General features: G+C 47.7%; 21 protein-coding genes. 2 read left to right on the plus strand and 19 right to left on the minus strand.

Going from position 1 to position 25,310, the window contains the following annotated elements; all coding sequences use genetic code 11:
- Window positions 1-21: 21 nt before the first annotated feature.
- The 11 genes from HPL003_RS26795 to HPL003_RS26840 all read right to left on the minus strand — a co-directional run bounded on the left by HPL003_RS26795 (window position 22) and on the right by HPL003_RS26840 (window position 13,271).
- Window positions 22-720, minus strand: coding sequence for a response regulator transcription factor (locus HPL003_RS26795; RefSeq protein ID WP_010347621.1), 699 nt, complete (start codon window positions 718-720; stop codon window positions 22-24).
- A gap of 429 nt (window positions 721-1,149) precedes the next feature.
- On the minus strand, window positions 1,150-2,967 hold the full coding sequence (locus HPL003_RS26800) for an ABC transporter ATP-binding protein (protein WP_014282960.1): 1,818 nt from the start codon (window positions 2,965-2,967) through the stop codon (window positions 1,150-1,152).
- Window positions 2,968-3,065: 98 nt separating this feature from the next.
- Window positions 3,066-4,364 (minus strand): NCS2 family permease, encoded by a 1,299-nt coding sequence (locus HPL003_RS26805; RefSeq protein WP_014282961.1) that lies wholly within the window; start codon window positions 4,362-4,364, stop codon window positions 3,066-3,068.
- 62 nt (window positions 4,365-4,426) lie between these two features.
- Window positions 4,427-5,176, minus strand: coding sequence for a tRNA threonylcarbamoyladenosine dehydratase (locus HPL003_RS26810; protein WP_014282962.1), 750 nt, complete (start codon window positions 5,174-5,176; stop codon window positions 4,427-4,429).
- 156 nt (window positions 5,177-5,332) lie between these two features.
- Window positions 5,333-7,111, minus strand: a complete 1,779-nt coding sequence (gene aspS, locus HPL003_RS26815) for an aspartate--tRNA ligase (RefSeq protein ID WP_014282963.1) — start codon at window positions 7,109-7,111, stop codon at window positions 5,333-5,335.
- A gap of 55 nt (window positions 7,112-7,166) precedes the next feature.
- Window positions 7,167-8,411 (minus strand): histidine--tRNA ligase, encoded by a 1,245-nt coding sequence (gene hisS, locus HPL003_RS26820; protein ID WP_014282964.1) that lies wholly within the window; start codon window positions 8,409-8,411, stop codon window positions 7,167-7,169.
- Between the two features lie 665 nt (window positions 8,412-9,076).
- Entirely contained in the window at window positions 9,077-9,529 is a 453-nt protein-coding gene (locus HPL003_RS26825) for a hypothetical protein (protein ID WP_014282965.1), read from the minus strand.
- 51 nt (window positions 9,530-9,580) lie between these two features.
- Entirely contained in the window at window positions 9,581-10,087 is a 507-nt protein-coding gene (locus tag HPL003_RS26830) for a type 1 glutamine amidotransferase domain-containing protein (protein ID WP_014282966.1), read from the minus strand.
- Window positions 10,088-10,247: 160 nt separating this feature from the next.
- Window positions 10,248-10,409 (minus strand): hypothetical protein, encoded by a 162-nt coding sequence (locus HPL003_RS29365; protein ID WP_014282967.1) that lies wholly within the window; start codon window positions 10,407-10,409, stop codon window positions 10,248-10,250.
- A gap of 100 nt (window positions 10,410-10,509) precedes the next feature.
- On the minus strand, window positions 10,510-10,956 hold the full coding sequence (dtd, locus tag HPL003_RS26835; RefSeq protein ID WP_014282968.1) for a D-aminoacyl-tRNA deacylase: 447 nt from the start codon (window positions 10,954-10,956) through the stop codon (window positions 10,510-10,512).
- 137 nt (window positions 10,957-11,093) lie between these two features.
- Entirely contained in the window at window positions 11,094-13,271 is a 2,178-nt protein-coding gene (locus tag HPL003_RS26840) for a RelA/SpoT family protein (protein WP_014282969.1), read from the minus strand.
- Between the two features lie 269 nt (window positions 13,272-13,540).
- On the opposite strand from HPL003_RS26840, the gene uraA reads away from it, so the two are divergent.
- Window positions 13,541-14,821: a uracil permease gene (gene uraA, locus HPL003_RS26845; RefSeq protein WP_014282970.1), complete on the plus strand. Its 1,281-nt coding sequence runs from the start codon at window positions 13,541-13,543 to the stop codon at window positions 14,819-14,821.
- 170 nt (window positions 14,822-14,991) lie between these two features.
- On the opposite strand, the gene HPL003_RS30290 is transcribed toward uraA, so the two are convergent.
- The 8 genes from HPL003_RS30290 to HPL003_RS26880 all read right to left on the minus strand — a co-directional run bounded on the left by HPL003_RS30290 (window position 14,992) and on the right by HPL003_RS26880 (window position 23,430).
- Window positions 14,992-16,059: a methyl-accepting chemotaxis protein gene (locus tag HPL003_RS30290; RefSeq protein ID WP_274378188.1), complete on the minus strand. Its 1,068-nt coding sequence runs from the start codon at window positions 16,057-16,059 to the stop codon at window positions 14,992-14,994.
- Between the two features lie 20 nt (window positions 16,060-16,079).
- A complete protein-coding gene (locus HPL003_RS30130; RefSeq protein ID WP_238533426.1) occupies window positions 16,080-16,586 on the minus strand; it encodes a PDC sensor domain-containing protein in 507 nt (168 codons plus the stop codon).
- A gap of 229 nt (window positions 16,587-16,815) precedes the next feature.
- A complete protein-coding gene (locus HPL003_RS26855) occupies window positions 16,816-17,328 on the minus strand; it encodes an adenine phosphoribosyltransferase (RefSeq protein ID WP_014282971.1) in 513 nt (170 codons plus the stop codon).
- Window positions 17,329-17,398: 70 nt separating this feature from the next.
- Entirely contained in the window at window positions 17,399-19,795 is a 2,397-nt protein-coding gene (gene recJ / locus HPL003_RS26860) for a single-stranded-DNA-specific exonuclease RecJ (protein ID WP_014282972.1), read from the minus strand.
- A 34-nt stretch (window positions 19,796-19,829) separates the two neighbouring features.
- On the minus strand, window positions 19,830-20,786 hold the full coding sequence (locus tag HPL003_RS26865; protein ID WP_014282973.1) for a cation diffusion facilitator family transporter: 957 nt from the start codon (window positions 20,784-20,786) through the stop codon (window positions 19,830-19,832).
- Between the two features lie 132 nt (window positions 20,787-20,918).
- The gene (gene secF, locus HPL003_RS26870) at window positions 20,919-21,836 is read right to left on the minus strand and encodes a protein translocase subunit SecF (RefSeq protein WP_014282974.1); all 918 of its coding nucleotides are present in this window, start codon (window positions 21,834-21,836) and stop codon (window positions 20,919-20,921) included.
- Window positions 21,826-23,082: a protein translocase subunit SecD gene (gene secD / locus HPL003_RS26875; protein ID WP_014282975.1), complete on the minus strand. Its 1,257-nt coding sequence runs from the start codon at window positions 23,080-23,082 to the stop codon at window positions 21,826-21,828. The genes secF and secD overlap by 11 nt, the downstream gene beginning before the upstream one ends.
- Window positions 23,083-23,172: 90 nt before the next feature.
- Window positions 23,173-23,430, minus strand: a complete 258-nt coding sequence (locus tag HPL003_RS26880; protein WP_013311570.1) for a post-transcriptional regulator — start codon at window positions 23,428-23,430, stop codon at window positions 23,173-23,175.
- Window positions 23,431-23,735: 305 nt separating this feature from the next.
- Here HPL003_RS26880 and spoVB point away from each other — a divergent pair, with 305 nt between their 5' ends.
- The gene (gene spoVB / locus HPL003_RS26885; protein WP_014282976.1) at window positions 23,736-25,310 is read left to right on the plus strand and encodes a stage V sporulation protein B; all 1,575 of its coding nucleotides are present in this window, start codon (window positions 23,736-23,738) and stop codon (window positions 25,308-25,310) included.

Here is a 25,310-nt window from a genome sequence, read left to right on the forward strand (position 1 = left end):
ATTGGATCGTGTATAGCTAATCTATCTTTCAACGGAAAAACGATACCCGATTCCCCAGACGGTTTTGATATATTTCGGATTCGTGGGATTTTCCTCAATTTTGGTCCGCAGGTGTCTGATATAGACCATAATCGTATTATTATCGACAACCGTATCTTTCCAGATGTTTTGATATAGCTGTTCTTTCGAGAAGACCTGATTGGGGTGCTCCATAAAAAATTTCATGAGTTGTAATTCTTTTGATGACAACGCGATTTCCTGATTATTTTTTTGAAACGTATAGGTATGATGATTGAATAGAAATGGTCCCAACGCAATGTGTAAGGCTTGTTGTTTTGATTCCTGAAACTGGCGATATCTTTTAATCTGGTTCTTTACCTGAGCACAAAGCACAGGAGGACTAAATGGCTTGGTAACATAGGCATCTGCCCCAAGTCCAAGTCCAATGATCTGATCTGTGTCTTCTTTTTTCCCGCTCAGAAAAATGATTGGCGTATGGATGCCCATATTGCGCGTTTGACCAAGCACATCATAGCCATCAACATTTTCCATCATAATGTCCAGGAGGACGAGATCGAATGGCTCCTCGCTAATCATCCGCATGGCTTCCATGCCGTTTTCAGCCTGAAGCACAACCATTCCATCGGCTTCAAGAACCGTTTTAATCAATTTTCTGATAGCGTTTTCATCATCAACGACCAATACTCTCGGTTTGCTCATTCTTGACCCCATTCCTTTCTATCCCTCGATACAGCTTGCTTGCGAAAATGTCATATTTTAGTCTAGCACCATTTTAGCCAACTCTATATGTTGTATGTCATACAGCTTCAAAAAACTCCCTGATTCCTTGTTAAATATCTTTATAAAACCTTTTCGTCAAGATTTTGGAAAAACTAATTCCGCACAATTATTTCTTTGTTCCTTCTCAGATGCTCTTGCTCTTATATCCTTGAACCTTGCCCTTGCCCTTGACCTTCCCTGCCCTTCCATCAAAGTATGGACCTTTGCGGCATCAGCGAAGCGGGTGATTTGAATCCGAAGAAGCGGAGCGTTCGCCTTTGCCTCTGAATTCCACCCTTGTTCTCATTACAATCAGAGGAATTCAGAGGCAACAGCGATCGGAGGATCAAATCACACGCGAAGCGGCCTCTAATGCTCCATACTCCTCTCCCCCATCTCCACAAACTGCTTCTGAGCCAGCTCTCGGTACACTTCATGGGACTCAATCAGCTCCGCATGGGTTCCTGCACCGGTCACCTTCCCCTTGTCTAACACGATAATCTGATCGGAATGAACCACAGTAGACAAACGGTGAGCGATGACAATCGTCGTTCGTCCTTCCATCAGATTCGCCAGCGCTTTCTGCACCTCATGCTCGGAAGAGCTGTCCAGACTGGATGTAGCCTCGTCCAGCATAAGAATATCCGGGCTACGCAGAAGCGCACGAGCAATGGCAATCCGTTGACGTTGCCCACCGGAGAGCTTCATCCCCCGCTCACCCACCTCAGTCTCATAGCCTTGCGGTAAATCCATAATAAATGCATCCGCATACGCCATCGTGGCTGCTTGTCTCACTTCCTCCAGGTCAGCTTCCCGTCCCAAGCCATACGTGATGTTATCTCTGACCGTTCCAGTCATCATCGAGCTTTCCTGAGACACATAGCCGATTTTGGAGCGCCAGGAGGATAATGTATACAATGATATCGGTTCCTCTCCATAACGAATCTCTCCTGTATCTGGTATATAAAAACGCTCCAGCAACGAAAACAGAGTGGACTTGCCGCTCCCGCTCGGTCCAACAAATGCAGTTGTCCGGTTAGCCGGAATGACCAAGCTGGCATGATGAAGAACCTCTTCACCTTCGGTATAGGAAAAGGCAACATCACGCAGCACGATATCCTTGCTCTCTTTTGTCGCTTCCTGCTTCAATTCCAGCGGTTCCTCTTCATGATCCAAAATAGTCTGAATTCGTTCCGTGGCTCCCACCACCTTTTGCAGACGTGAATACAAGGTCGTGAACTGGGCCATCGGTGTAATCACTTGAAACAGCAGCAAAATAAAAGCTACCAAATCCCCGGCAGTCAGCACACCCGATGCGACACGAACACCACCAACACCCAAAATAATAACGAGTACAGCAGTCAGCAAAAAAGTAGAGATTGGACCTACCAGCGCCAAAATGCGAGATTCCTGCAAGCCAAAGCGGAACATCCGGTAAATACGATCCTCCCCAGCCTGTGCCTCTCTGCTTTCGGTTCCGTACGCCTTTACCAGCCTGATTTCTCCAATAACTTGACTCAGTACCGAGGTCAGATCAGCCATCTCATCCTGCTGCTTTTTGGAGATACGGTACATTTTCCTGCCCACGGGAAACAAAATCAACGCTGTTAACGGAACGATAGCCATAATGATGAGCGTCATGACCCAATCGAGATAAAACAACAAGGCAATACCGCCAATAATGGCAATCACGTTAGAAATCAGATTCACAAGATACTCCGTAATCAGGTTCATAATTAGGCTTGTATCATTGGTGACACGACTCATCGTATCTCCGGAACGGTTCCGGTCAAAATAAGGAATGGGAAGAGACAAAATTTTATGCCATAAGCGTTTACGTAAATTAGCTACAATTTTATGTCCGGCATAATTCAACATATAAATGGAAACCGCTGAAGCCACAGCCTGGAGCACAAAAGCACCCAGCAGGCCAAAAATGACCATACGATTCAGTGAAGAAAAAGTTAAACCGTCGATCAGTCCCTTGGTCATCAGCGGTACAATTAAACCGGCAATCGTCTGAACCAGAGTCAGGATCAGGGCGATAATAAGAATGGCCTTGGGAGGATGCGCACTCGCAATCAATTTCACAAACCGGCCCATGCCAGCCTTATCAGGTCTTTTCCCCGACTTTTCCTTTTTCTCGTCCTGGTGTTCATCTTGCTGTAGATCATGCTCCTTTTCCATATATCATCAACCTCGCTTCCTGTCTGACCATTCTTGTCCAAAATAAGAACACCCGCGCTCTGCGCGGGCATACACGGTACAGCCTAACTTTGAGTTTACTACACCAGAGAATGAAGCACAAAGTTCGCCACAAACAGTACAGAAATGATATACAAAGCGACAGGGACTTCCTTGCCACGCCCTGCTGCCAGCTTGGCTACGGGGTATGCAATAAAACCAAATGCCATCCCGTCTACAATGCTATAAGTAAAGGGCATCATTACCATGATCAGAAATGCAGGAAACGCCTCGGTAAAATCACTAAAATCCATCTCACGCACATTTTGCACCATCAGTCCGCCAATGATGATGAGCACGGGTGCAATGGCACTATCCGGAATGTAAGCTAGCAGCGGAATAAAAAAGAAGGTTGCCCCGAATAAAATGGCAGTTACCAGCGGTGTCGCCCCTGAGCGACCTCCTGCCGCAATACCAGCCGTCGATTCTGCAGCCGCTACAGCAGGACTGCTCCCTAAAATACCGGCAAAAATATTGGTTACCGCCAGCACTCGCAAGCTGTTCTTGAACGTGTCTGGTCTTCCGATCATGTTGGTCTGCGCTGCAATCATCCCAATGTTTTCGAACAAAACAATTAGCAGTAGCAGAAAAACAGCGATCCAGAAGGCTACCGAAACGATGCCTGAAAAGGATAGCTCACCAAACAGTTGCCCATACTGCCGTACTGTTTCGGAGGTTCGCACTCCACTTGTCGGTTCTACAGCCCCCAGTACGTAGGCAAGTCCTGTTCCTGCCAAAATACTAATTAGCAGCCCTCCCTGCACGTTGCGCACAAACAACACAATAGCGAGCAGCAATGTTACACAAGCCGTGATGACCTTCGGATCATTAAAATGGCCGATAGCGACAAAAGTCGTTTGGTGAGCAATCACGATGCCGCTTTTTTGCAATCCGATAAAGGTCAAAAACAAACCAATTCCTACCGTAATTCCGTGCTGTAAATTATGAGGAATCGCCTGGCTAATCAGCTTGTACAAGGACGTAAATGCAACAACGGCGAATATAATACCTGTAATGGTGACCACCATCAATGCTTCCTGCCAGCTCAGCTTCATAGAATGTACAAGCGTATAAGTGAAAAAAGCATTAATCCCCATCCCTGGTACAACAACCATTGGGGACTTTCCGCCAAAGGCCATAAGCAGGCAGCCGATAATCGACGTGAGCAGTGTACCCAGCATTGCTCCTTGTAATGGAATCCCGGCATCTGCCAAAATGGTCGCATTGACCATTACAATATATACAACGGAAAAATAGGAAATGGCACCAGCAACCACTTCCTTTTTCCAATGATGCTCGGGTTTGAAACCGAGACTTCTGGACCATAGTCCACCCTTCATACCAAAACCCTCCAGCAAGTTGTTCGATCTGTTTACAGCAAACGTATTACCCACTTTCAGACTTACACGCCAGCGTTGTTTAACAAATCCTTGACAGCCACACTGACCATGATCAACCCTGCCACGGGAGGTACAAAAGCATTACTCGCAGGCGGCTGCTTCGCCTTCCGGATTTCGGGTGCGTTCGCAGGTACGATTTTTTTCGTAATCTCTTCACGCGGCTTCATCGGTTCCTCATCCGAAAATACGACCTTAACGCCTTTTGTAATGCCTTCCTTACGCAGCTTGGTACGGATTACACGGGCAATTGGGTCCATTTTCGTTTGAGAGATATCCGCCACCTGAAAGCGACTTGGGTCCATTTTATTGGCCGCGCCCATACTGGAGATCATCGGAATCCCCCGCTTCAGACATTCCTTGATCAAATGAATTTTGTAAATAATCGTATCCGAGGCATCCAGCACATAATCCAGATCGTACTTGAACAGCTCCTCATACGTTTCTTCCGTATAAAACATGTTCAGTGCAATCGCTTCACATTCAGGATTAATCAGCTTTACACGCTCTACCATCAGATCAGCCTTTTTTTGGCCTACCGTTGTCGTCAACGCATGAATTTGACGATTAATATTAGTAATATCTACGACATCTTTATCAATCAAAATGATGCGTCCAACACCCGTACGCGCCAGCGCCTCCACTGCAATGGAGCCGACACCACCGATACCTAGCACGGCTACTGTGCTATTTTTCATAACCTCCAGCCCCTCAGTCCCGATGGCCAGCTCTGTTCGTGAAAATTGATGCAGCATATGGTATATATCCTCCCTCACTGATTTAGACACTATGCTTAAACTCCATGCATACAAACCACGAACCCATTATCCATAAGAGGGTAACGGGTTCATGGCATTTTTCTTCGCTATTCACAGGCCCAAATAAGGCACTTATAGAATCAAATGTTCGTCTTAAGCTTTAGGAGCAACTGGCTTTGGAGCAAGACGGATATGAAGCTGCTCCAATTGAGCTTGATCCACTTCGGATGGTGCATCCATAAGCAGGTCTGTCGCACTAGCTGTTTTCGGGAATGCAATCGTTTCACGCAGGTTTGTACGGCCTGCAAGCAGCATCACAAGACGGTCAAAACCGAAGGCAATACCTCCATGTGGAGGCGCACCATATTCGAACGCATTCAACAGGTAACCGAATTTATCTTGAACTTCTTCCGGCGACAGGCGGAGAGCATTGAACATTTTTTCCTGAACATCACGTTTGTGAATCCGCATCGAACCGCCGCCCACTTCGTAGCCGTTCAGCACGATATCATAAGCCTGGGCACGAACCTGACCTGGTTCTGTATCCAAGAGGGCAAGGTCTTCGTCCTTCGGACGCGTGAACGGATGGTGTTCCGCCACATAACGTTTTTGATCTTCGTCATAGCCGAGCAGCGGGAAGTCTACAACCCATGCAAATTTGAATGTGTTGTCGTCGATCAGCCCCAATTGACGGCCAATTTTCAGACGAAGCGCACCCAACACATCAGCTACGACTTTTTTGTTATCCGCAGAGAAGAGCAGCAGATCGCCTTCTTCAGCTCCCGTGCGCTCTTTCAGCGCTTCGATTTCTTCTGGTGTAAAGAATTTCACGATAGGCCCCTTGAATTCACCTTCCTTCACTTGAATCCAAGCTAAGCCTTTAGCTCCATAACGTGCAGCAAAAGGACCCAGATCATCAATGTCCTTACGGCTCCATGTTCCACAGCCCTTAGCATTGAGGACTTTAACCTCGCCGCCCTTTTCGATTACAGAAGCAAATACCTTCACGCCGCTGCTTGCCACGATATCATTGACATTAATTAGCTCAAGGCCAAAACGCAGATCCGGCTTGTCAGAGCCGTACTTGTCCATTGCATCTGCATGTGTAATCCGTTGGAACGGTGTTTCAAGCTCGACACCAATCGTTTCTTTGAGCAGTTTGACCATAAGCTTCTCCATCATAGGCAGCAAGTCATCCTGTTGCATGAAGGAGGTCTCAATGTCGACCTGAGTAAATTCAGGCTGACGGTCAGCACGCAAATCTTCATCGCGGAAACAACGTGCAATTTGGTAGTAGCGCTCTACGCCACCCACCATCAGCAATTGCTTGTAAATTTGCGGCGATTGCGGCAATGCAAAGAACTCTCCCTCATGCACACGGCTTGGCACCAAATAGTCACGAGCACCCTCCGGCGAGCTTTTCGTCAAAATCGGTGTTTCCACTTCGATGAAATCTTCGCCGTCCAGGAAGTCACGGAACACCTTAGCCGCTTTGGAGCGCAGTTTCAGCGTCTGGTGCATCTCAGGACGACGCAGGTCCAGATAACGGTATTTCAAACGCAGCGACTCGTCTACTTCCACGCCATCCTCAATGAAGAACGGAGGTGTTTTGGCTGCATTCAATACTTCAATTTCCGTAATACGTACTTCAATTTCACCAGTAGGCAGGTTCGCGTTAATGGTTTCTGCATCCCGCTTGACAACAGTACCGGTAACCTCCAGCACGTATTCACTACGAACACGGTCCGCGATTTGCAGCGCGTCACCGGAATATGCCGGGTTAAACACGATTTGTACAATCCCGCTGCGGTCACGCAGGTCGATAAAAAGTACGCCTCCCAGGTCACGACGGGTTTGTACCCAACCGTTCAATGTAACTGTTTCTCCGATATGCGCATGGGTTAATGCGCCGCATTGATGACTCCTTTTCATAATACACACTCCTGTTTATTGTTTTAGTGGTTGATGATAGAAGAGGGTCTGGATTTTAACCCAACTCTTCCACCAGTTGATCCAGCTTGACGGTACGCTGTTCGCCAGTTTCCATATTTTTCAGTGCAATTTCACCGCGAACCAGTTCATCCTCGCCCAAAATCGCTGTATAGCGTGCTTTAAACCGATCTGCTGATTTCATCTGTGCCTTCATTTTGCGACCCAGGTAATCTCGCTCTGCGGAAAATCCGGCTTGGCGCAGCTTGAACAGCTGTCTGGTCACTTCCGTTTCTGCCGCTTCACCCAACGCCACCATATAGACATCCAGCGGCTTGGCTTCGTTCAGTTCGACACCCTGATGCTCCAAGATTAGCTGAATCCGCTCCAGTCCGATGCCGAAGCCTATACCCGGCTGATCCGGTCCGCCCAGATCGCCAACCAATCCGTTGTAGCGTCCGCCTCCACCGATGGTGTCAATGGCTCCAATTCCTTCGGCTTTGAATTCGAACGCGGTCAACGTATAGTAATCCAGCCCCCGTACCAATCGCGGGTTGACTGTATATTCCACGCCCATAGCGTCCAAACTTTGCTTTACCTTCTCAAAATGCGTGCTTGATTCCTCGTCCAAGCTATCCAAAATGGAAGGCGCACCGCCAAATTTGTCCTGGTCATCCTTGCTATCCAGCACTCGCAACGGGTTACGCTCAATACGCGCTTGGCTCTCCTTGGTCAACGTATCCTTGATCGGCAAGAGGAAATCCACCAGATGCTGACGGTAAGCTGCACGACTGGCTGCATTGCCGACAGAGTTAATCTCTACCTTTACCCCCTTCAAGCCCAGCTCACGACAGAACTGATACCCGAAAGCGATAACCTCTGCGTCCAGTGCAGGATCTACCGCACCTAAAGCTTCAATACCGAATTGGTGGAACTGGCGCTGACGCCCAGCCTGTGGACGCTCATAGCGAAACATTGGACCGATATAATACAGCTTCGTTACATCCGGCTCCCCGTACAGCTTGTTCTCCACATAGGAGCGAACCACGCCTGCTGTCCCTTCCGGACGTAAAGTCATACTACGTTTCCCTTTATCCTCAAAGGTGTACATTTCCTTTTCCACCACATCCGTTGTTTCACCCACACCCCGAACAAACAAATTCGTCTGCTCGAACATCGGTGTACGGATTTCACGATAATTAAAGCGGCGGCTAATTTCACGGGCTTTTTCCTCGACAACTTGCCATCTTTCTACATTGCCCGGCAGCAAATCCTGCGTTCCCGTCGGTTTTTGAAAGGCCATTAACATATCCCCCCGTCTGTGTATTTCTTGTTTCAATATAAAACAAAAAATCCCTCGCCCTGTTAAATTAACAGGGACGAGAGATTGTCGTTTACGAATCACCCGTGGTACCACCCACATTCCGGAGTTTGCCAGACAACCAGCATAAAAACGCTCAGTGCCCGTCAGCATTGCGCTGACTCCGCTCATACGTATAACGCCCGTAACGCGCAGTACGGCTATTATGCAGGATCATCCGCTGTTCAGTACAATTACCATGTATTCTAAGCGTGTATTCCTCAATTGTTCGCCGTCTGTTCTCGGGGAAGTCATTCGTCCGCTCATCAAGGGAATTTTTACAGCCTGGAAATTCCTCTCTGCGCTTGTGGATTCGGAGTACTTGGTCCCGTCATCAAATCATTTTTCATTATTTTATGATTTTAATGAACCGCTTCGACAAAGTCAAGACATTCCCTTCACAATAAGACAAATAAGTCCTAAAAAAAGAAAATAACCTGCGGAAACGGTCCGCAGGTTCAAAAGATATATCAAAAGGGGGTCATGCTGTTATTATAAACAACGAATATTAAGGAATGATGTTTTGAATGTTACAATTACATTACAGCCGTTTCTATAACAACTCAATTCCTCATTTTGTCGACAAACCTGTGACAATTTTTTCAGCTTTAATCCAGCCGTGCTACATAACCGCGGTTTGAACGAAGCTTATAAATGACCTCATCGTAATCGGCATCATTCACCTTCGCGGACAAAACATACCGCAACTCATCCTGATCACCGTTAATATAGACGTCTGTTTCATGAAGTAGCCTAGTGTCGTGATCCGTCGTCCCGCTACGGTCTTCGTTCAAATCCCTGCGTGCAGTGCCACGGTCAGTCTCGCCATTCTCCGCCTCTGGAATAATGTTCTCACCATAAGCGCCAGCGACAGGTATCGCCGCGCCAGCAGTGCCAGTGTTGTTATAGGGCAGCATTGGGATTAATACCCGCGTGTCCCTGCCGAGCACATCATCCAGCGCACCTACTTCCAAATGCTCCGTTCTATAGGCTTGGAGCGAAGCTCTGGCGCCCTCAGCTTCATCCTCAGTGCGAAAATAAGCCTGAATTTGCTTTGCCATATCAAATCCTCCTCAAAATTGGGATTGTACAGGCATGAATTCCAGTGAAATTTACAGTACCTTCAACAGCTCACGCACAAAAGCAGGCTCATCTTTAGGTGTACGAGACGTAATAAAGTTTCCGTCCACAACCGCCTCGCGATCCTCAAAATGCGCACCCGCATTAATCAAGTCATCCTTCAAAGGAGGATAAGCTGTAATCGTTCGTCCCTGTAACAAATCAGCGCTCGCCAAAATTTGCGGACCGTGGCAAATCGCGCCGATCGTTTTCTTTGCTTCATTAATTTCAGTCACAAATTTTAGAACATACGCATTCAGACGCAGATTTTCCGGGGATGATCCGCCGGGAATAACGACAGCATCATAGTCACTTGACTCCACATCCGCAATGGATTTTTCGATGGTGTAGCTTGCTTTTCCCTGCTTGCCGTTCACCTTTTCGCCTTGTTTTAGCCCGATAATATCCGCCTCATGTCCCGCTTTCTTTAATTCATCGTAAGGCACTTGCATTTCAGAATCCTCAAATTGATCGGCCAACAAAAACGCAATTTTACTCATAATCGTTCAGATCTCCTTTCCGGTTATCCTCAAGATGAGTTGTAAGTTAAGTTTGTGACAAATTTTCATTTGTCTATCACGCTTTGTTATTACCCGCTTGATCTATTTTTATAACAATTTGAAGCAGCGAAAAAGAAAAAGGAGCCTCTCGGCTCCTTCCCTACCTGCGCGGCAAAGCGCCACGTCCCGGCTTGTCCATAGCTGCTGCAACATGCTGCAATAACGTATCACTCTCACGAGTGAGGTTGGTTGCCTCCTGAATGCTACCGGGAAAAAAAAGTGCAGCAGTTCGATAACCGTCCATTTTCGGGGTTTGACGCATGACTTCGTCTCTCCTGTCCCCTTAAGGCTATCCATCTGGCTAAACACCAGCGGAGATGACATTATCCTCCCCTAGAACGGTCATTTTATACTGCTCCACGTTACGAACGTTCGCTATCCAGAATCAGCGTTACCGGACCCCAGTTGGTCAATGACACATCCATCATAGCCCCGAAAATTCCCGTCTCGACCTCCAAGCCTTTTGCTCTTAGCTGACTGTTAAAAAAATCATACAGCTTCTCTGCTTCCTCAGGCTTGGCCGCCCCCATGAAGTTCGGTCTTCTGCCCTTACGGCAGTCACCATACAGCGTAAACTGAGAGACGGACAAAATAGCTCCGCCAACATCCAACACACTGTCGTTCATTTTGCCTTCAGTATCATCAAATATACGTAATCCCGCTGTTTTGTCCGCCAAATAAACGGCATCGGCCGCCGTATCTCCCTGACCAATACCAACCAGCAGCATCAATCCGGTTCCGATCTTGCCTACCACCTTTTGATTAACCTCTACCTGAGCGTCTTTACAGCGTTGAATAATAATCTTCATTGCCTGTCCGCTGTCTCCTTTATCCTTGCCCTTTACAAGCCGTATACAGGCACGCCACGTCTCTTTTAGCAACATAACGTGTCCTTGTACCAAAATGCGTTACAAAGGCTGTAAACCTATTTTCACACCCACAAGGGTTATTGCATAATCCGGTGAACGGTGTACACATCTTTCACCCGTTTGATTCGCTCAACAACAGAGTGCAAATGATCCGTGTTGCGGATGAGAATCGTAATGTGAATCATCGCCATTTTATTTTTGTCCGTACGGCCTGTAACGGCTGAGAAGCTGGTTTTATTTTCAGAAATAGCCTGAAGCACCTCGTTCAACAAGCCGTTACGATCATGTCCCGTAATTTCAATATCGACGCTGTAATTCACTTCTGCGGCTTCTTCCCACTCAACCTCAATCACACGCGCCTGATCTTCGCCCGTACCCGAAGGGATATTAGGACAATCTGTGCGGTGAACAGATACCCCGCGGCCACGTGTTACATAACCGATAATGTCGTCTCCCGGCACAGGATTACAACAGCGTGCAAAACGAACGAGCAAATTGTCTACGCCTCTGACGCTGACACCATTGGTCGGTGTTTTTTTCCGTTCGCCCTGCGGCTTATATTCCTTGACCTCGGTCGTCAGCTCAATCAGCCGCGCTTCTTCTTGCTCCCGTCGCAGCTTCTCTGTCAAACGTGTGCAGACCTGCGCTGCTGTAATTCCACCAAAGCCGATGGCAGACAGCATATCCTCAATATCGTTAAAAGAAAACTTTTGCGCAACTTCCTGAAGCTTGTCGTCGGTCATCCACACCGAAGGCTCTATATCGCGTTTTCTCAGCTCACGTTCCAGATTCTCGCGGCCTTTTTCGACATTCTCCTCACGCTTTTCCTTCTTGAACCACTGTTTGATTTTACTGCGCGCGTGAGAGGACTGAGCAATTTTGAGCCAGTCCTGACTAGGTCCATAAGAATGCTTGGACGTCATAATTTCGACGATATCGCCGGTTTTAAGCCGATAGTCCAGCGGCACAATTCTGCCGTTTACCTTGGAGCCGATTGTGCGGTTCCCGACTTCGGTATGGATACGGAAAGCAAAGTCCAGCGGAACCGATCCGGCTGGCAGCTCAATAACCTCTCCTTTTGGCGTAAATACAAAAACAAGGTCGGAGAAAAAGTCCATTTTGAGCGATTCCACAAATTCCGACGCGTCCTTCGCCTCATTTTGCAGCTCCAGAATTTCGCGAAAAAAGGTGATTTTATCCTCAAAATTGGTGTTATTCGATCCATTGCCTTCTTTGTAGGCCCAGTGAGCCGCGATCCCGAACTCAGCAGTACGGTGCATATCTACCGTGCGTATCTGTACCTCGGTTGGTTCGCCATTCGGACCTACTACTGTCGTATGAAGGGACTGATACATGTTGGCCTTAGGCATGGCGATATAGTCTTTAAACCGCCCCGGCATCGGCTTCCACAATGTATGAATAATGCCCAGTGTGGCATAGCAGTCCTTAATGTTATCCACAATGATCCGAATCGCCAGCAAATCATATATTTCATTGAATTGCTTGTTTTTCGTTGTCATTTTTTTAAACACACTGTAAATATGCTTGGGACGCCCGGATAGATCGGCCTGTATACCCATCTCTTCCAGCTTCTCAGCAATGCGTTCTATAACGTTATCAATAAACTGCTCCCGCTCTGCCCGCTTCTTATGCATTAAATTAGCGATGCGATAATATTGCTGAGGATTTAGATAGCGCAGAGCAATATCTTCCATTTCCCATTTAATCGCTGAAATACCCAGTCGGTTCGCAATCGGACAGAAAATTTCCAACGTTTCATAAGCGATCCGGCGCTGGCTTTCCTCGGACTGGTATTTCAAGGTGCGCATGTTATGCAGACGATCCGCCAACTTGATGACAATGACGCGAATGTCCTGTGCCATGGCAATAAACATTTTACGATAATTTTCGTTCTGTTGTTCTTCCTTGGAACGGAACTGGATACGCTCCAGCTTCGTCAGACCATCGACAAGCATCCCACATGTATCGCCAAAATGCTCGCGAATCTGCGCCAAAGACACCGTCGTATCCTCCACAACGTCATGTAAAAGAGCGGCGATAATGGAGATGGTATCCATCTGCATATTAACGACGATATCAGCAACCGCAAGCGGATGCAGAATATAAGGTTCACCGGACTTGCGAGTCTGGCCGGAATGGGCCTGCTCAGCAAAATTGTAGGCTTCCCTGATGCGGATAAGATCTGCTTCTCTGGTATAGGCCCCAGCCTTTTTAAGTAATTGCTCTATCCCCATTCTGCTCTATTCCGTGTCCTTTCTATGCAAAATGGAACCCGCCGATCAATGTCGCGCAAAGGTTCCCTTTTAAAAGTGATTTCCTACAATTATGACGGTTACCACGTCACACGTCAACTATTACAGGTTTGGCATTGTCGTGTCATTCCGACACATATAGGCCAATGAAATCAGGATTGTTGACGAAATGAAACGAATTATATTGAAAAAAAAACAAAAAGTAATTAATGTATAAAAGGATAATTGAAAGAACTAAGGAGTGAACTGCGTTGCAACGCGAAATTCAAGTTAATGAAAAGCTTCCGGCAGGACCCGGGTTCCTGCTCAGCGTACAGCATTTGTTTGCCATGTTTGGCAGTACCGTGCTGGTACCGAATATCTTCGGTGTCGATCCCGGCATGATTTTGCTAATGAACGGAATTGGCACATTGCTGTACATCTGGATCTGCCGTGGCAAAATTCCCGCCTATCTCGGCTCCAGCTTCGCTTTTATCGCTCCAGTAAGTCTCGTGCTTAAAAATAACCCTGGCGGCAATGGTTATGCCATGGCCCTCGGCGCTTTCATTGTTACAGGTATTATTTTCTGCCTTGTTGCGCTGGTGATCAAATACGCCGGAACCCGGTGGCTGGACGTTGTATTCCCACCGGCTGTCATGGGCTCCATCGTAGCCCTGATTGGTCTGGAGCTGGTTCCGGTTGCAGCGGGCATGGCAGGCATTATCAATGCCGATCCCACCCAAGCCTGGACCCCGGATCCCAAAACCATTACCCTTTCCCTTGTTACACTAGGTGTCACTGTTCTGGGAGCCGTGCTGTTTCGCGGGTTTGCCAAAATCATTCATATTCTGATTGGTATCGTGGTTGGGTATGTGCTCGCTTATTTTATGGGTATGGTAAACACGCAAGCCATTGCGGACGCTCCTTTTTTCGGACATCCTGCAATTACCACTCCAGTATTTAACACCTCGGCTATGCTGACAATTCTTCCAGTCGCTCTGGTCGTTATCGTGGAGCATATCGGGCATTTGCTTGTGACTAGCAACATTGTCGGACGCGAGTTGTCCAAAGATCCCGGCCTGCATCGTTCGCTGCTGGGTAACGGTATCTCCACTATCTTTTCTGGTTTTGTCGGCTCAACGCCCAATACAACCTATGGTGAAAATATCGGTGTCATGGCATTAACGAAAGTGTACTCTGTATGGGTCATTGGCGGAGCCGCTGTCATTGCCATCCTGTTGTCCTTCTCAGGCACCTTCTCGGCGATTGTTTCCAATATCCCGGCTCCGGTCATGGGTGGCGTATCCTTGCTGTTGTTCGGTGTCATCGCTGCCTCCGGTCTGAGAATCTTCGTGGAGCAAAAAGTTGATTTCGCCAAGCCTACTAACATGCTGCTTGCTACGGTCGTACTGGTCGTCGGAATCAGTGGTACTACACTCACTTGGGGCGCTGTTACCCTCAAAGGTATGGCGTTGGCTACAATCATTGGGATTATCCTTAGCTTGTTCTTCAAGCTGATTGACGTACTCGGCTGGTCCAATGATAAAACTTAGGAACCCTTGACCGAAAAAACACCGGATTGATCCCTGTCCCATCACATTAAAAATCGCCGACTCCATGTGCTGCGATAAACACCACCTGCCAAAACGGCAAAGCGTGTTGAGCCACGGCCCATGGAGAACGGCGATTTTTTTTATTGCAGCGCCTGTATTTTCAAACAACATCACACACGAAAATGGGATACCACCTGATTGAGCGTGTCAGAAACACCTGTAAGTGACTTCGCTGAGCTATCCAGACTTTCCAACGCTTTCAATTGCCGTTCAGATCGTTCAGAGGCTTGCCCAGCACGTTCAGCAGAAGCTTTTGCAATATCGGCAAGGTAACTAATAAATGCCGCAACTTCCTCTGAGCCTGCTGACATTTGCTCCGAAGCCGATGAAACCTCCTGCACTTCAATCGCCACCTGCTGGATATCCTGATTCATCGCAGCAAAGCGCTGTTCCACCTCCTGCAAAATTGCCACACCTTCATCCATCTCCAGAGTGCCCTGTTGCATCCCTTCCATTGCTAATTTCGTTTCTTCCTGCATGGACCGGATTCGGCTCGTAATTTGCTCTGCTGACTGGCTGACATTTAAGGCAAGCTTGCCGATCTCTGAAGCCACAACAGCGAACCCTCGGCCATGCTCACCCGCACGTGCTGCCTCAATAGGGGCATTCAGCGACAATAGCTTGGTCTGTCCACTAATTTCTTGAATGATCTCGATAATGCTGCCAATTTGGGCCGACCGTTCATTCAACGAGCCTACTACCTTGCCTGCTTCATCCATAGATGCCTTCGCTTTATGCATTCCTCGGGTGACCTCGGTCAAACGTTCAATTCCGATAGCACTAACGATAAGGAGCAGCTTAAGCATTTCGTTCGCAGGACGATTCAGCTCCGAATCCGGCAGCAGCACCCCAATTTTCCAACCGGTTTGTGGTATTGTATCATACAATATCCGATAATCCTCATTCCCGATGGACGCAGATATCTGCCCGGAAACACCATTTTGGATAGTTTGTGCCGCCTCCGTACCCAACACTTTCGCCAGCGGTTCACCTGCTTTTATGGATTGGAGCCCCGATGACAGGATCGCTCCATTCTTGTCCATCAAAACCGCACTTCCTTGAGCATCGAATTTCATCCGTTCGATATAGGCTTGAATACTCGCCATACTTAAGTCACCTGTAATGACACCCATCAGCTTACCTGTTCGGTCATAAAATGCTTTTCCGGCAGTAATCATATTTACTTTCAGCTTGGAATCTAAAAAGGCTCCGTAAAGTTTATATCTTTACCACGCTCAACAGCCCCTGTATACCACAGCTGTGTTAAATAGTTATATTGTGGATCATCATATTCGGTCGTTTGCTTCATCTGTCCGCCATTTCTATACACATAATTGGATCGATATGTCGTATCTGGCTCATACGCATCCTTGGCGAAAAAAACACCCAGACCATAGGTCATATCATTCAATGCCAGCTCTTGTTCATACAAATGTCCATAATCGTCAATCTTCATTCCTGTTCCCAACTGCTTTGCACTCTTGGCCAGCATGGAGACAAGTAAAGCATGTCGATCCACATGAGCTGCAATATCTGCTTTAACTCCCGACAAAGAGTGGGTAGCATTCTGGCTAATTTCCGCATCCAGCTTTTGCTTGGCAAAAAAGTAAGACAATAAACTGATTAAAATCAAAGTCACAAGTACAAGAGGAATCAAGGTAGAGAATGTTCGTGCCTGTAAGCTTTTAAATTGAAATGTACGCAATATGACCACCCCTGCCCCTTTTTAACTGTTTATCGACATTTCGTTTAAATTTTTTATAACGATTTTCGTAAATAAATTGAAAGTTTATGTAAATTACATTTCCAAGCAAAAGCACTCCTAAACAAAAATAGCCCGATGGAGCAACTCTTTAAGAAAAGAGATGTTCCATCGAGCTATTTAGGATATTCATGCTCAAATATTTCCCGGGAAACCCCCAGGCTTAGAGCGCTTAGTACGTAATCAGCGTAAATACATCTACGTCAGGCAATTTCGCCCGTCCATTCAGATCAGACAGCTCTATAAGAAAAGCAGCCCCTACCACATTTCCACCAAGTTGACGTACCAAATTCACTGATGTAGCGATGGTTCCGCCTGTAGCAAGCAGATCATCCGCAATCAAAACATTTTGTCCCGGCTCAATTGCATCCTTATGCATAGCCAGCATGTCCTTGCCGTATTCCAAACCGTATGCTTCCTCGATCGTCTCACCAGGCAGCTTGCCGCTTTTACGGATGGGAATAAAACCGACACCAAGTGCATAAGCCAGAGGAGCACCTACAACGAACCCACGTGCTTCGGGACCTGCAATCAGATCAATTTTCAAATCCGATACCAGTTCCTTCATATCATTGATTGCCTTGCGGTACAATTCTCCATTTTTCATCAGGGTCGTAATGTCCTTAAAACTAATCCCTGGTTGTGGGAAATCGGGAATCACCCGAATGTATTCTTTGTAGTCCAACTTAGTTCCTCCTACTGTAAACTTCTAATTTAATATAGCCATCCTACATCATCAGCATCGAGGCTATGCCTCAAGACGCGCCCTTCATAAGCGACATAATCCAGCTTGTCATCTGGGTTGTATCCGCATCCAGCAGATAACGCTCCATTTCAGCCATATCATGCAATTCCTGATAACGTGGAGAAGACGTTAAATCCCGCTTGGGTGGATTGGACACAAAACAGAAGCGCCCTTCTGTACGCGTTATAAACTCAAGCTCCTCGAAAATGTCCAGCACTTTAGACAGCATCCGTACTGAACAGGAGCATTGACGACTAAGAGCGGGCAGCGTCGCTTTTTCATCCACAGGCTGTGCCCCCATTCGGGAAAGCACAACGTAAATACGCTTGAACAGCTCTCTGTCCGGGCTGACGAGCCGACCGCCTCGTTCACTGACCGAATGAAGGAGAAACACATTCTCTACATCTTCAAATGTAGACCACAATGCCTGCAACTGCTCCGGTGTATCCGGTGGCTCCAACACGAACAATGACTTTACAGAGTGTTGTGTATCCCTTCGATCATCGCCGGGAGTAACGCCGCCCTCCTTATCATATACCCATATGGAATCGGCGTTCACTGGACGAGAAGGACGAAGCCTGGACGATGGATGCATCACAACAGCAACGTCATTTTTTCGTTCTTCTATACGAGGATGAAAGATCTTTAGCCCCCGCTCCAGCTCAGCAAAAGGGTCCGATACTCCCCGATAATCAAAAATTTGCGGAGCCTGTACACGGATATCCTGCATCATTAGTTGGAGGGAGCGTTTACCGTTCCATTCATTAATAGACAGCTCGCCCAGCAGATCAAGCTCGGTTTGCTGCTGCAAAAAATCAGCCAGATCACCACGCCGGAAGGCAATCGCATCCAGCGATAATCCGTTCTGCTCCAGCAACAGCTTTACATGATTTTTCTCACGCCCCATTTTACGAGCCTCACGCAATTGAAGACCCTGTAACACGAAACGTGGAGACGGGTTCCCCATACCAAAGGGCTGGAGTAACTCCAGTTCTTCAACCACCTGTAAAGATACCTCGTCCAAACGACAAACCATATCTGCCTCGGCTACAGGAACGAGATTGTCTGGCGTCAGAATGGAAGCGGCATAGCGATTTAACCGCTCCTCAAACGATGCCAGATTGTCCCGAGACAGCGTCATACCCGCAGCCGAAGGATGACCGCCAAAGTGCTCCATCAGGTCATGACTATCTGTCAGAGCACTGTAAATATCCAAGGCCGGAATAGAACGGGCAGACCCTTTGCACATTCCTGTCTCTGCATCTATGCCCAGAATAATGGTTGGACGATAATAGCGATCCAGCAACTTGGATGCCACAATCCCCACGACACCTACGTTCCAGCCTTCACCAGCCAATACGATGACAGACGGCAGCGTGCCTCCATTCAGCTTGGCTGCCAGCTGCTGCTCGGCCTGCTCCACAATACGTTCAACTACTTGCTGACGCTCCCGATTGAGCAGATCCAGCGCATGCGCGAGCTGATCCGCTTCTTCCTCCTGCTCTGTCGTTAAAAGGGAGACCGCCCGTCCTGCATGATCCAGACGTCCGCTGGCATTAATCCGGGGAGCCAAGGCAAATGCAATGTTGACAGAGGTCACTGTAGACATATCCACACCCGCTATACCAAGCAACGCCCGAATACCCGGAAACGCAGAGCTTCTCATGGACTGAATCCCTCTACGTACCATCGTCCGGTTCTCACCATGTAACGGCATCAGATCAGCTACCGTACCGATAGCAGCAATTTCAAACCATTCCTCGGGTACTTCACCCAGCAGCGCCTGTGCCAGCTTTAGAGCGACACCGACACCAGCAAGACCCTTGAATGGATAGGGACAGCCGGGCAGCTTCGGATTGATCAGAGCATACGCTTCAGGAAGCATAGCAGGAGGCTCGTGATGGTCTGTTACAATAACATCTATACCCAAGGTTGCCGCATAAGCGATTTGCTCTACTGCACTAATTCCCGTGTCCACGGTAATGACGAGCGTAACCCCCTGCTGGTTAGCCCAATCAAGGGCATGATTATGCAGTCCATATCCCTCATTGGAGCGGTGCGGAATATAAATATCATACGAAGCTTTCAGGAAGCGCATAAGCTGAATCATCAATGACGTACTGGATACCCCGTCCGCATCATAATCACCATAAATTAATATGTGCTCGCCACGCTCTAGCGCCTGACGGATCCTCGGCACTGCCTCTTTCATGCCCATGAGCAGAAAAGGGTCGTGTATGTCGTCTACACTTCCGTACAAAAAGCGGTTTGCTTCCCCGGCCGTAGTGACACCCCGATTCACTAAAAGCCGGGACAACAATGGTGAAATCCCCAGCTCTTCCGTCAACGGCTGGGCCGCTTCCAGGTTAACCTCCGGGGTCTTCCATCGGTACTGCGAATGAAGCAATCCTATTCACCTTTCTTTCATAGTCGTCCTGCAATTATTGCAGCAAGGACGACACATCATTATCCGGTAGTTCATGATTAGACTTGTAAGGATACCCGGCTTGATAAGAAACAAACTGCATCTGTACATGGGTCACCTGCGGAAAACGCGCCAGTAGCAGATTTTTTGCCCGATCAGCAATTTCCTGCGCTTCTTGCACCGTAATCCGGGGATTCACGCTAATGGTTACATCCACAGTTATAAAATGACCTGCTTCCTGCGCATGCATATGCTCAACTGTTACAATACCATGCACCCGCTGAATCGTCTCCATAAAGCGTTGTGAGTCTTCCTCACGCAGAGGTTGTGCAGGAGCCGGATAGGCGGTATTCAGTACCATCAGATATCCTTTACGCAACACCAGACAGGCTACCAGCAACGCAGCAGTCGGGTCAAGATATAATAATGCAGGCCACTCCATCGCTTCGCCTGTCATTGCCCCAATCATACCGATCAGTGCAATCAGCGATGCATAAAGTGAATACCGTTCATGATTAGCGTACAAATCTGCTTCGGCCTTATGACCGTGTTTAATGGAGTAGCGGTATTGAAACTGAAACAGCGCCTCTCTCAGTACCAAAGCAGCAAAAGCGGTAATTAGTGCATACAGACCTGGAGCCTGCGGCTCTGGACTGCTTAAAGAACGAACAGCCAATATGCCCAGTTGAAGGCCACTCATCAGCACCAATATAGCCAGTACCACCGATACGACAGTCCGGACTTTTTCACCGTTCCGTAACCGTGCCAGTATACCATGCTCTGCTGCACCTTTGGAAAACAAAAGCTCCTGCAAACGGGAAGCACTATCCGCAGCCGTATGCAGCGCATCCCCCATCAACGCCTTGCTGTTTGCCGCATAACCGACGGTTCCCTTTAGAACAGCCAATGCAAGATTACCCACAATCCCGCTCCACGCCGCAGTTTCCAATGATCGGCTGCGCTCGCTATTCACAACGTTTCCCCCTCAATCCTGAACTGACAATTTCCCGGTAATGCTCCATTTCAAATTCTCCAAACCTTAGAAAACCGCGCCCATGCAGACGCGGCTCTCTCTTTAATTCATACTGCTGATGTTAAGCGTAATTTAAGACTTTGCAGTCTTGGCTGCACCACCGCCAGTTGCCGGAGACTTTTGTTTCCCTTTCAAGGCTACCCATAACGGGCTGGCAATGAAGATGGAAGAATAAGCACCGAACAACAAACCGATAACCATCGCAAGCGAGAACATCCGAATCGACTCGCCGCCAAAAATGAACAAGCACAAGGAGGCAATAAACACAGTAAACACGGTTGCAAGTGAACGAGTCATCGTCTGTGCAATACTGTGATCGACCACCTGTTCCAAGTCGTCCCTGGACTTCTTCTTCGCAAATCGTAAATTTTCCCGAATACGGTCAAAAATAACGACGGTGTCATTGATGGAGAAGCCGACAATCGTCAGAATTGCCGTAATAAAGGTCAAATCCACCTCAAGTCGGAAGATGGAAAAAATACTGATAACAAGAAATGCATCATGCAACAGCGAAACAATTGCTGCAATGGCAAACCGCCATTCAAACCGGATCGAGATATAGGCAGCGATGGCTACACAGGCCAGCAAAATTGCCCATATTGCATTTCGCTCCAGCTCTTGCGCCATTTCCGTATCCACCGTATTTACCTCAAAAGAAGCCTTTGGATCAAGCTCTTTATTGAAAGATGTTTTAAAATCATTCACTTGTTGATCCGTCAATACCTGCGAAAAACGAATACCGAAGCGCTCTTTACCCGGCGTATAATCCACCTCTTTGCCGATACCCTTCTTGTCCAGCAAGGTTTGAATCTGTTCCTGTGTAACTGCTTTGGTCAAATTGACATCCACATTGGAACCGGAACGGAAATCAACACCGTAATTCAAACCGAAAATCGACAAGCTCAAAATACCAAGCAGGGTGATAATAATCGAAAACGTGTAAAACCACTTGCTCATCTTGATATATTTAAAGTCCCAATTAAAGCGCACTGATATCACTCTCCTTCACACCAAAATACTTGGGCTTCTTCACAGCATCCGCTTTAACCAGCAGATTGAGCAAGAAACGGGAGAAGAAGATATTCGTCAAAATACTGGTGACAATATCAACGATGAGCACCAGAGCGAAACCTCTAACCGAGCCTGTTCCCAGACCGAACATAACAGCAGCCGCTATAATTGTCGTAACATTGGCATCCATAACGGTACGGAACGAGGCCTTACTACCTGCGATGACAGAAGAACGAATCGTTTTACCTGTCTTGATTTCTTCTTTAATACGCTCATACGTAATGATATTGGCATCGACCGCCATCCCGATCCCCAGCACGAACGCTGCGATACCCGGAAGCGTAAGCACAAAACCACCAAAATAGAAGATCGCAAGCACCAGCCAGGTATGAACGATGAGACAGAAGCTGGCAACCAGTCCCGGTACACGGAACATCAAAATCATGAATACCAGAATAATGATCGAACCAATCAAACCGGCACGAATCGTTTGATCCAGTGACAATTGGCCCAGTGTAGCGCCTACACTCTGAGAATATTTTTCCGTCAGTTTGAGCGGAAGTGCACCCAGGTTAATCGTATCGGCCAGCTTGTTCGCTTCATCACGAGTATAGCTACCTGTGATCGATGCGCTGCCATCCGTCAGTTCTCCACGTACCGTTGGGGCGGAGAGCAATTCCTGATCCAGGAAAATAGCCAACTCTTTGTTAAGAAGTCGCTTTGTAATCTCAGCAAACTTGGCTTTGTCTTTCACTTTGATACTAATTTCAGGTTGATTCAGTTGGTCAAAGCCGACAACAGCGCCATTCTCCACAAAATCATTACCGCGAAGCTCAATTTTGCTGAATTGGCCCGGCTTTTTGGCATCCTCTGCCGTCGCACTGCGGAACGTCAGCTCGGCAGGCTTTTTCAGCATGGAGCGGACTTCTGCCTCATTGGAGACACCAGCAAGCCGCACACGAATACGGTCGCTACCCTCCGTTGTTACTTCCGGTTCAGTCGTACCGAGCGCATTAATCCGTCTCTCCAGGCTTTGAGCTGTTTGTATGAGAGACTGTTTGGTTACACTCTGCCCGGCTTCCAAAGGCTGGGCTTCATATAAGATTTCAAAGCCTCCCTTTAAATCGAGGCCTAGTTTTAAACTGTTTAGCAGGCCCGGGCTTGTCCCGACCATAACACCAGTGGTTATGAGCACGACCACGATGAAACTTAGAATTCTCTTCATTCCGTCCCATGTTCCCCTTTCATTCTCAATATTCCTATTATAGCTACCCCTCAAAAAGCAGTCAATTTGAACGCAAAAAAAGACCCCCTTCTATTCGAAAGTGGAGCCCCGTAATGCGGACATTGTCAAATAGTTCATAAAGCTCGTCGCTTTAAGGGAAAGTATATCGTTAACGAGCTTGTGCAGCGGAGGAATACCCTCCTTTTCATATTTATGGCTGACGCAATTCCACACGTCCTTGCTTGTGACATGCTCATAGCCCACGAGAATCAACTCGTCCGCCTTGCTTTGACACAGCATCTCAATTGCGTCATCCCAATCCTGCTCATCCAGCTCTTCCATACCCACGATGGCCGTTCCTCCTCCCAGCGACTCCGGTTCCGCAGATCAGCAATTAACGGGTTATTGACTGCTTTATAGAACATTTCTGCCCTGATCCTGGAAAACCCTTCTTTTTCGTCGAAAATAGCCGTAAACCAACAATATATGCATTCATTTCGATCGTCAATAGCAGAATTCACCACTCCCTCTCTTGTTGTCCTGATCCCTATGCTTTCATTCGGAAAAGCTTGTCATGAACATGGACAGGTCTGGCATATCTTTTAAAGTAACACATAGACGCGGAATTCATTTTGGGGAAGAGGGAGTTGCGATTGAAAAAGCAGACATTCATCCATGGAGCAATTATTTTATTAGCGGCTGGAATTATCAATCGGCTGCTGGGTTTTATTCCGCGAATCGCGCTCCCGCGTATTATCGGTCCCGAAGGGGTCGGCTTGTACCAACAGGGGTATCCCTTTTTTATCGTGTTGGTAACCCTTATTACCGGGGGGATACCGCTTGCCGTAGCCAAGCTTGTAGCCGAGTCTGAAACCGCGGGTCAGCCCGAAATGTCACGACGTATTTTGCACAGCAGCCTGCGTTTCACCGTTACACTCAGCCTGCTGGCCATGGTGCTCTGTCTTCTCTTTGCCCCCTGGATTACAAGCCACCTGCTGACAGACAGCCGTGTATATTATACATTTGTCAGCATGAGCCCGATGATTGTTATAGTTGCTGTTTCCTCTGCCTACAGAGGCTATTTTCAGGGAAAACAAAATATGATTCCGTCCGCAAGCTCCTCCATTGCCGAGACTGTCATACGCATTTTTTGCGTCATTTGGTTTGCTTACCTTCTCCTTCCGCATGGCGTAGCCTATGCTGCTGCGGGGGCGATGCTCGGTGCACTGGCAGGTGAACTTATCGGCATGATTGTTCTTCTATGGCAATACAAGTGGAACCAGCAAAAAAGTGATATACCCCTACAACCGGAAGTATCTCCATCTTCAGGAGCTCATTCCGATCAACCGTCTGTGTTGTCACGACTTCTGTCTATATCGGTTCCCGTAACAGCCGGAAGACTTGTGGGATCGTTGTCCTATTTGCTCGAATCTATTCTATGTATGCGCAGCCTGGCCGTAGCAGGTATTGCCACCGGAGTGGCAACCGCCCAATACGGGGCCATGCAGGGGATGGTTATTCCTGTATTGTTACTCCCCGGTGTCCTCACCAGTTCACTGGCTGTTTCCCTTGTACCTTCTTTATCCGAAGCTGCTGCCAAGGGACAAATGACAGCCATTCATAAGCGATTGCATCAATCACTTCGGCTTGCTTTAGTTGCAGGAGCCCCTTTTGCTGTCATCATGTATGTATTGGCAGAGCCTCTGTGCCTGCTCCTCTACAACAATGGCGACATTGCGGGCATGCTTAAGCTCATGGCTCCCTTTGCTCTTTTTATGTACATCCAGGCCCCGCTTCAGGCAGCACTTCAGGCTCTGGATCGTCCCGGAAGCGCCTTATTCAATACCTTTGTCGGAGCCGTTATCAAAATCGCCCTTATCGTCTGGCTTGCTTCCCAGCCTCAATACGGTATCTATGGAGCTGTCATCGCCATTTGTATCAATAGTGCCATAGTCACTCTTCTGCATGGCTTCAGTGTAAGCAGACTGCTTCGGTTTCGCGTGCGACTGCTTGATTTCTGGAATACCGGAGTCGGGATGGTTATCATGGCGGCTGCCGTCTTATATGCTTACAGACATCTAACGGTTTTCAGTCAAATGTGGCTGCAATTTCTCTTCGCCGCAGGCTTGGGCATTATTCTGTACCTTTTTCTGATGACCCTGACCAAAATGATCGACTGGGACAATCTCACCCGTATCCCCATCCTAAGAAGATGGTTTAAGGCATAG

The organism is Paenibacillus terrae HPL-003, from assembly GCF_000235585.1.
GTDB lineage: Bacteria > Bacillota > Bacilli > Paenibacillales > Paenibacillaceae > Paenibacillus > Paenibacillus terrae_B.